Here is a 6,268-nt window from a genome sequence, read left to right on the forward strand (position 1 = left end):
CACGAAAGGTGACAATCTCCATTAACCGCTTTTCGAGGGTCAGTACAGTGCCAATTGGATCAAATAGAGATTCAAGCTAGGACGCTATTGGTCGATTGGGAAACGGAGCGCGGGCTTGCGACCGCGCTCGCGCGGGTATCTTACACATCTTGGCGGGCGGTACAGCGTCGCTGCACGGTCTGGTCTCGTCAATAGATTATGTGGAGATTCATAGGCGCGGCGCATCCTTTTGGAAACGTGCCGCCCAGCCGCGGTACACGTGCGGGTGCGTGTCAGCCGTGTCGCATTCAGGAACATGGCCAGTCGGACGCAGAAACGCGAGAACCACTCTGTGATGCGGCCATCACGTCCTTTATCAACCGCGTTACGCGAACCGCATGGTCAAAGTCGGGTGCAGTTCGGGTGCCGCTTGTGATGTCGTCGCGCAGCGCCTTGTATACGCCAGCGACGTTGACGGCAGACTCTGGGGTAGCGACTGCTCCCGCGTCCACGATTTGCTCCTCGTCATCGAGAAACAAGCGCAGCACGCCCGACTGAACGCCGCGAGGAGCGCCTCCGATGAGGACAAGCTTACCTGTTTCGCCAATCACTTCGAAACGGAAGGCCGTCTGATCAGCAGGTCGGCCGCCTATCACCTCGATTGAAAGCGGCGCGCCACCGCCTAGCCGCGCTATAAGCGCAAGATGGTCGGGGGTCGTCCGGTGTTGCGGTGCGCCACCTGCGATTGCAATCTGCGGAAACTGGGTAGACGCTAGCGCGGTGATGTCGGTAAATTCCCCAAGCAAAGCTATCGCCAGATCGATTGTATGGGCGCCCTGGATACTGACCAGGGTGACGCCGTTCTCGGGGTTCTCCGCGAACGTCATCGCGTGCTCGATCTGAGAACCGAACGCCACGGTCGACGACACGACGCGTGCGTTCAACACGCGCCCAATTTTGCCCGCCATAATCATTTCTCGCGCACGGACAGCCGCCAGGTTGGCGCGTAGCTGCAGGCCGATGGCAACATGAACTCCGGCCTTACGTGCGGCTTCCGCCATTTCTTCGGCCTCGGCAACGTTACGGCCAAGCGGATACTCGCAGTAGACGTGCTTGCCCGCCGCGAGCGCGGCCAATACAAGGCCGCGGTGCGAGGGAACGTTAACCGCAACTGCCACGATGTCAATTTCGGGATCGACGAACAATTTTTTAGGGTCGTCATATCCCTTTGCTGCGCCGAACGCCTCAACTGCCATGTTTGCAGATGATTGGTTCCGAGTGACGACGGACCGGAGTTCAAGCCCGTCGAGTTGCTGGATAGCCGGGACGTGGGATAATTTGGCCCATCCACGCTCAGCGCTCGCGCCGATGATGCCAATCCTTAACGTTTCGCTCACGAAAGCCTCCTTCATCGGTTGTACGTCATAGGCGCCGCCTAAACGGTGCTCGCAACTTTCGGACACGCTAATTCGTCGTCACAGTCACCAACTTCTTATTAACGAACTCTTGGATCCCGAGATCGGAGAGCTCGCGTCCGAAGCCTGAATTCTTGACGCCGCCGAACGGCAGGTAGGGAGCCGATATCACCGTGTCGTTAATGAACACCATGCCGGTATCCATCTGGGCCGCGATACGCTTGCCTCTCTCGATGTTGGTGGTAACAACGGAGCCGCCGAGTCCATAGGGAGAGTCGTTGGCAAGCTCTACCGCCTCGCTGTCGCTTGCCACCCTGAAGACCATCGCCACGGGCGCGAAGAACTCTTGTCTAAAGACGGGGTTATCCGGGCTGACGTCGATCAGGACCGTCGGAGCCAGGAAATATCCTGAGCGTTGCAGCCTATTGCCTCCTAAAAGCACTTTGGCGCCGCCCGCGACCGCGATGTCGATCTGCTCCAAGGCACGTTCGAGCGCAGACAAGCTGCATAGCGGCGCTAGCGACGTTTGGTCATCCATAGGATCGCCCGGAACATACGTTCCAAGCGTATCGCAAAAACGGCGAGTAAATGCGTCCGCTATGGCGTCGTGAAGGATAAAACGCTTTGAGCCGGCGCAGGCCTGGCCCATGTTGTTCATCCGTCCCTGTACAGCTAGACGCACTGCCTCGTCGATATCGGCATCGTCAAGCACGATGAACGCGTCCGAACCACCTAGTTCCATCGTACTTTTCTTAAGCGCCTTCCCTGCCTCTGAAGCAACGGCAGCTCCAGCGCGCTCGCTGCCTGTAAGCGCGACGCCCTTCACCCTGCGATCAGCGATGGCATTCGCGGACTGCTCGTTCGAGATGAACACGTTTGAGTACGCGCCCGCTGGCGCCCCGGCCTCGCGGAGCAGCTCCTCGAACGCCAAGGCGCACTCAGGGACGCTAGGCGCGTGCTTCACAATGAGCGTGTTCCCGGCCATCAAGTTAGGGCCGGCAACACGCGCCAACTGGTAGTAGGGAAAGTTCCATGGCTCAATGCAAAATATTACTCCGATAGGTTTGCTATGCACTACCGCTTCGCCCCGCTCGAGAACGAGCGGGCGTTCGGCGAGCATCGCCTCCCCGTTGTCCGCGTAGTAGCGCAGGATATCAGCGCAAAGAGCGATTTCCTCCCTGGCCTCGCGCAACAACTTGCCCATCTCCCGAGTGGCAATAACCGCGAAGTGGTCGATGCGATCGTTAAGTATCGTCGCGGCCCTTCGCAAAACCGCCCCGCGCTGCTCGTAGGAGCGACCCCGCCAGTCATTTTGGAATGCCAGCTCGGCTGAGGCCAAAACTGCTTCTAACTCAGCATCAGTGTGCTCAGGAAACGATCGAAGAACAGCTTCCGTAAATGGGTTGATTGACTGGTAGGTCATGAGTGCGTCTCCCGCGCCGCTTGTGCGTACACCTCGTCGGTGACAAGATCGGACCAGTCCGCCATGGTGCCGTCCGGACGTGCCCCCTGAATCGAGATATGGGTAAAAACCTGGTCCGGTCCTGCGCCATGCCAATGGCGCTCACCTGGGGCGATCGTGACGCTATCGCCCGGATTGAGTGTTTTCGCCGGTTCGCCAGCGAGTTGCACGCGCCCGGATCCCGATGTAGCGATGAGTATCTGACCGTACGGGTGGGTATGCCACGCAGTGCGCGCGCCCGGGGCGAAGGTCGCCAGTACCACATGCAGCCGTTGCGGAGCTTCGCTCTCTGCAAGTGCCGTTGTCCACACTTGGCCGCTATACCATTCGGCGTTGACGGTCTGGCTTGGCACATCACCTGAGTAATTTAGTTTCATAGCTGTTCTCCTGTTTAGGTCTCGTTGCCTCGCTCACGTGCAATACGAGTCCAGTTTCGGAACTCGACCGCAAAGTGGTTCAGATGCTTGCTCAGTATCTGCTCCGGGACGGCCGACGGTAAGACAGTAGTAAATTTAAGGTTTAGCCCTTCTTCAATGTCGCGCGACTGACGCATGCTGAACCCCACCCTTACCCCATCGGCATCAAGGATTTCCATGCCGTAGTGCAATGCATAGCTGGGGTCCCAAGGAGCCGGATAAACGAAATCGTCAGGCAGCCCGCGGTAAAACACCCGCCAAGGCAATTCGGTCTCGCCAATGTTTTCGATCACTTCAACCTGATTCGATAGAGGATGGCTAACGAAATGTTCGGGATGGCCGGCACGCAATTCGGCTTCACGCTTGTTGGCCATTGCGTCGACATACCAATCCTGAAAAGAATGTGCACCGGGTCCAGGAACGATCAACTCCACGGAAGCGGTACGCCATTGGCCGGACGACGCCTGCACCCATTGACGGACCTGAGCGTGCATCTTGCGCAGGTCGTCGTCGAGCAAGGCTCGCATCGCCTCATTGCCCAGCTTGCGCTTCAAGTAAGCCAGTGCATGCCGGGCACGATTAAGTTCGGCATCCTGAATATCATTTTCGTTAAAGTGTCGCCCATCAATGATGGCGGTCGCGCGATTCTCATGGTCCGGAATGGGAGTCATATCGTGCTCACGCGAGTTGCAAGAGGAAATTCAACAGCAGTTCGGTTAGCTTCTCCGGCTGCTCCTCTGCAAGATAATGGCCACACTCGTCGATCATCGCGCTGCGTAAGTTTTGCGCAAGCGGACGAATCTCGGACTCCAGATTGACACCGAAGCTTGCTGTTCCACCGATCGTGAGGACGGGCATGGGTAGTTTTGCGCTCGCATGTTCAAGGTTATGAATTTTGTCGATGCGGTGGGCTCTAAAATATTCGATACCGCCGTGCAACGCTCCAGGGGCGGCGAGGTGGCGCGAGTATTCTTCCAGCGCGTCGTGATCCAATGCCGTTGTGTCGTAGGCTTGCTGTCGCATCATGTGAGCCACGAAAAGCGGTTCTCGCCCGGTAATAAGTGCTTCGGCTAATCCATTCGGCGCTTCAAAAAGCGGCAAATGAAACATGCGCGGATTTTTGTCGGCATCGAACAGCGCCTCCAGGCCAAAGCCAGCAAGCGCGGCCTCGGTCAGCACCAATCGCTTCACCTCCGCCGGGTAACGACTCGCGTAAGCATAGGCGACCATCATTCCTACGTCGTGGCTGACGAGGTTGATCGGCCCAAGTTCGCGATGCTGCACCAGTCGATGTATATCCTCGGCTACCGTCCGCTTATCATAGCCAGCGGAGGGCCGGTCGGAATCACCGCAGCCGCGAAGATCGGGCACGATAACGGTAAAGTGCTGCGCTAGCGAAGGAATGATTCTGCGCCAATAATATGATGTCATTGGAAAGCCATGAAGCAACACCAGCGGATCTCCGGCACCCGCCACGGTGTAGTGAATCCGAATGCCATTCAATTCCACCCGATGGTGACACCCTGGCATCTTTGGAGAAAAAACAGTTGTCATGTCCTTATCCTCTGATTATTAGCGGCGTTCGGTCCCGCGTGAATGGCTGCGCAACTTCACTTCCGCACAAGCTAGATCTTATGGTAGCGGCCTACCGCCCACTTGTGACCCCGGCAATTTGCTCAACGATATGGTGAAAAAAAGCTCATCTGTGGCCATGCCTAATCTGCCGGCGCTCGAGGTTTTCCTTGCAGTGGCCCGGCATCAAAGCTTCCGTCGCGCCGCGAAAGAGCGAGGGGTCGGCCCGTCTGCGCTGAGTCACGCCGTTCGTAGCCTTGAAGAAACGCTCGACATGCGGCTGTTCAACAGGACCAACCGAAGCATTTGCTTGACTGAAGCGGGCGAGCATCTACTTCGGCGAGTGGGGCCAGCATTAGGTGAAATCGCAGATGCGATCGACGAGATTGGCCTGTTGAAAAGCCGGCCGACTGGCACGCTGCGCCTCAACGTGCCTCGCAATGCCGCAGAGCTCGTCATTAAACCCGTAATGACTGAGTTCCTCGCAGCCTATCCTGGCATCACGCTCGAGGTCGTCACCGATGACGGGATCGTAGACATCGTGGGCAAAGGTTTCGATGCCGGGATTCGGGCGGCCCCGGATCTTAGCCAGGATATGATCTCCATCCCTGTGGGCCCCCGTTTGCGCTTCGCCGTAGTTGGCTCCCCGGGCTATTTCACTGGCCGCGACATGCCAAGAGCGCCTCACGATCTGACCGGGCATGCATGCATTGGGCGGCGCTATCCAAGCGGCGCGATCTACCCGTGGGTTTTCGCGAAAGACTCCGAAGAGATCAAGATCGATGTGTCCGGGCCGCTGATCGCGGACGACCGGGCTCTGAGGTCGGCTGAAAAAAGTGGACGCCAACATTCCGTAGAATTGAGGAATGGAGGCACTGATGAAGCGAATCCCGAAGGCTGTGTACACGAAGGAATTTCGTGAAGAAGCAGTAAAACTGGCAATGACTGACGGAGTGGGCGTGTCTGAAGCTGCCCGTCGATTGTCAATATCGATGAAGACGTTGGCGAACTGGGTTCGCGCCGCAAAGGACGGCAAGCTGGAGAACGTCGGGCAAACCCAGAAACCACTGACAGAGATCGAGGCGGAGCTGAGCCGGCTCAAGCGAGAGTTGGCAGAAGTGAAGATGGAGCGCGATCTGTTAAAAAAGTTTGCAACGTACTTCGCGAAGGAGTCGCGGTGAAGTACGGCGCAATTGAGCAGATGCGACAGCAGTACCCTGTGCCGCCGATGTGCCGGTTCCTGGGCGTGTCCACGAGTGGCTACTATGCCTGGCGCAAACGGCCGCTGTCGTTGCACGCGCAGCAGGAGTCTCGGCTCGAAGCGCAGGTGCGTGCAGCTCACGAGCGTAGCCGACAAACCTTCGGCCCGGAACGGCTACAGAAGGATCTGGCGAACCACGGTGTCCAGATTGGTGTTCACCGCA

At 57.8% G+C, this 6,268-nt stretch carries 6 protein-coding genes and 1 pseudogene; 2 read left to right on the plus strand and 5 right to left on the minus strand.

Features of this window, described 5'->3' with window-relative positions; genetic code table 11:
* Window positions 1-287: 287 nt before the first annotated feature.
* From ACFFAR_RS21800 to ACFFAR_RS21820, 5 genes are all read right to left on the minus strand, one after another.
* Window positions 288-1,376, minus strand: coding sequence for a Gfo/Idh/MocA family protein (locus tag ACFFAR_RS21800; protein WP_375508448.1), 1,089 nt, complete (start codon window positions 1,374-1,376; stop codon window positions 288-290).
* Window positions 1,377-1,443: 67 nt separating this feature from the next.
* Window positions 1,444-2,817 carry an NAD-dependent succinate-semialdehyde dehydrogenase gene (locus ACFFAR_RS21805; RefSeq protein ID WP_375508449.1) on the minus strand — a complete coding sequence of 458 codons (1,374 nt, stop codon included), beginning with the start codon at window positions 2,815-2,817 and terminating at the stop codon, window positions 1,444-1,446.
* Entirely contained in the window at window positions 2,814-3,233 is a 420-nt protein-coding gene (locus tag ACFFAR_RS21810) for a cupin domain-containing protein (RefSeq protein ID WP_375508450.1), read from the minus strand. Before ACFFAR_RS21810 ends, ACFFAR_RS21805 begins: the two co-directional genes overlap by 4 nt.
* 14 nt (window positions 3,234-3,247) lie before the next feature.
* Complete coding sequence (locus ACFFAR_RS21815) at window positions 3,248-3,943, minus strand: hypothetical protein (RefSeq protein ID WP_375508451.1); 696 nt, start codon at window positions 3,941-3,943, stop codon at window positions 3,248-3,250.
* Window positions 3,944-3,950: 7 nt separating this feature from the next.
* Window positions 3,951-4,826, minus strand: a complete 876-nt coding sequence (locus ACFFAR_RS21820; protein ID WP_375508452.1) for an alpha/beta fold hydrolase — start codon at window positions 4,824-4,826, stop codon at window positions 3,951-3,953.
* Window positions 4,827-4,944: 118 nt separating this feature from the next.
* On the opposite strand from ACFFAR_RS21820, the gene ACFFAR_RS21825 reads away from it, so the two are divergent.
* Together ACFFAR_RS21825 and ACFFAR_RS21830 are read left to right on the plus strand one after the other, a co-directional pair.
* Complete coding sequence (locus ACFFAR_RS21825; protein ID WP_375508453.1) at window positions 4,945-5,766, plus strand: LysR family transcriptional regulator; 822 nt, start codon at window positions 4,945-4,947, stop codon at window positions 5,764-5,766.
* Window positions 5,723-6,268: pseudogene (locus tag ACFFAR_RS21830) on the plus strand (transposase); the annotation flags it as partial. The gene ACFFAR_RS21825 and the pseudogene ACFFAR_RS21830, both read left to right, overlap by 44 nt.

The organism is uncultured Caballeronia sp., assembly GCF_964243625.1.
Taxonomy (GTDB): domain Bacteria; phylum Pseudomonadota; class Gammaproteobacteria; order Burkholderiales; family Burkholderiaceae; genus Caballeronia.

Bases quoted from the DNA above. Each gene is read 5' to 3' on its own strand.
- ACFFAR_RS21805 (WP_375508449.1), bottom strand. From the start codon at position 2,817: ATGACCTACCAGTCAATCAACCCATTTACGGAAGCTGTTCTTCGATCG.
- ACFFAR_RS21810 (WP_375508450.1), bottom strand. From the start codon at position 3,233: ATGAAACTAAATTACTCAGGTGATGTGCCAAGCCAGACCGTCAACGCC.
- ACFFAR_RS21815 (WP_375508451.1), bottom strand. From the start codon at position 3,943: ATGACTCCCATTCCGGACCATGAGAATCGCGCGACCGCCATCATTGAT.
- ACFFAR_RS21820 (WP_375508452.1), bottom strand. From the start codon at position 4,826: ATGACAACTGTTTTTTCTCCAAAGATGCCAGGGTGTCACCATCGGGTG.